We start from the raw sequence: 1,894 nt of genomic DNA, 5'->3' as shown, positions 1-1,894 counted from the left end.
CTGCGCGTGCGCCGCAGGTTTTAAATCTGGATTTTAATTATGTTGAAGTAATTATAGACAAATCAAAAACCAAAAGATGAGTGGCGGAGCTTCACGCTGCCACTCATCTTTTAGTTTTTATGTCCTAAGCAAACCTTGCGTTGCTATATAATAATTTTCGATTATACTTACAAGATAATGAGTGACTTAATCACGATCATTTTAATTACTCTTGGGGGGATCGTGATGTTTCTTTCTATTAAAGAAACAAAACGAATTTTAATTTTACTCAAGGATAGTAGGTATAAGAAAGTTTGGCGAATCTTGCGATCGCTAATGGTCTTTTTTCTCTTAGGTTATTTGGGAGTATTAATCCTATTTCCGCTGGGGATCCAATGGCTAATTCTGATTTTGACAGGAGTAATTTTTTTCTTCGGGGCTCTATTTGTTTATATGGTTGTGAGAATTGGATTTCTGACGATCCAAGATTTATTGCAAACCAATATTTTAAGATTAGAACTACAACAGGAAAAAGAAACTGCGGCGGAAATTGCCCGTATAAAATCTGAGTTTTTAGCCACCATGAGTCATGAAATCCGTACGCCGATGAATGCGGTTCTTGGGATGACTAATCTACTGTTAGACACCAAATTAGATAGGGAACAACGGGACTATGTTGAAACTATTAGCACCAGTGGAGCATCTCTAATGATCCTGATTAATGATATTCTCGATTTCTCTAAAATTGAATCTGGGAAGATGGACTTAGAGATATCTCCTTTCCCATTAGGCAACTGTATTGAGATTATTCTCAGCTTTTTTGCAGCCACAGCTCAAAAAAAAGGCTTAGAACTAAACTACTCTATCGATCCCCAAATTGCCAAAGTTGTTGAAGGAGATAGAACTCGTTTACAACAGATTTTAGTTAACTTGATCGGCAATGCGATTAAATTTACGTCGATCGGAAAAGTCTCTGTGATAATTAAAAGGTATCAAGATGCTCAACTCCTTTTTGCAGTGGAAGATACGGGAATAGGTATTCCCTCCGATAAACTAGAAAAACTCTTTAAACCATTCTCACAGATCGATTCATCGGCAACTCGTCAGTTTGGGGGTACTGGCATGGGCTTGGCAATTTGCCATAAACTCATCAAGTTAATGGGTGGGAATATCTGGGTTGAGAGTTCTGTCTCTAAAGGCTCAACTTTTTTATTTGCGATCCCCTATCATCCCGTTGAAGATAAAATGATTCCCGCCTTAGATATACTAGACAATCTAGATAATGTACTGGATGTAGTTCTCGATCGCCCAGTTGATATTACTAAACCCAAGATTACTAAGCCCAAGTCTCTAGATAGCAATATTTCCAAATTAGCCGAGAGACTTCCTCTCAACATATTGATAGCCGAAGATAACCCCGTCAATCAAAAATTAGCAAGTCGCATTTTTGAGAAGATGGGGTACTGCATTGATATTGCTAATAACGGAATTGAAGTTCTCGAAGCCCTCGATCAAAAATTCTACAATTTGATCTTTATGGATGTGCAAATGCCTGAAATGGACGGTTTAGAGGCAACTCGTCAGATTCGTTTAAAGGAGCAATCTCCGCTCCTGATATCGCTGCCCAACCAAGGTACAAATCAACTCAGTCCACCCATTCCGATCATTGCCATGACCGCTAATGCGATGGAAGGCGATCGCGAAAAATGTCTGGCATCAGGCATGAATGATTTTGTGGCTAAACCATTTAAGGTTGCTCAAATTGAGATGGCGATCGAAAAATGGGGAAAATTGCTGTAGGGTACAGATAGGCGACGCAAAGCACCGCCTATCTGTACCCTACAGCAATTTTCGATTATAGTCGTTTTAAATAACTTGTAGACGGGCTTCGACTTCGCTCAGCCCTCGGTGTAAG

1 protein-coding gene is annotated in these 1,894 nt (G+C 39.4%); it reads left to right on the top strand.

Annotated features, from left to right (window positions below):
• Positions 1 to 177 precede the first annotated feature (177 nt).
• Complete coding sequence (locus AC805_RS16615) at positions 178 to 1,779, top strand: ATP-binding protein (RefSeq protein WP_055076444.1); 1,602 nt, start codon at positions 178 to 180, stop codon at positions 1,777 to 1,779.
• The last annotated feature ends 115 nt before the right edge of the window (positions 1,780 to 1,894 follow it).

Source organism: Pseudanabaena sp. 'Roaring Creek' (assembly GCF_001402795.1).
Taxonomy (GTDB): Bacteria; Cyanobacteriota; Cyanobacteriia; order Pseudanabaenales; family Pseudanabaenaceae; genus Pseudanabaena.
The sequence above is the reverse complement of the archived record's forward strand: the minus strand, read 5'-3'. Positions and strand labels throughout refer to the sequence as shown.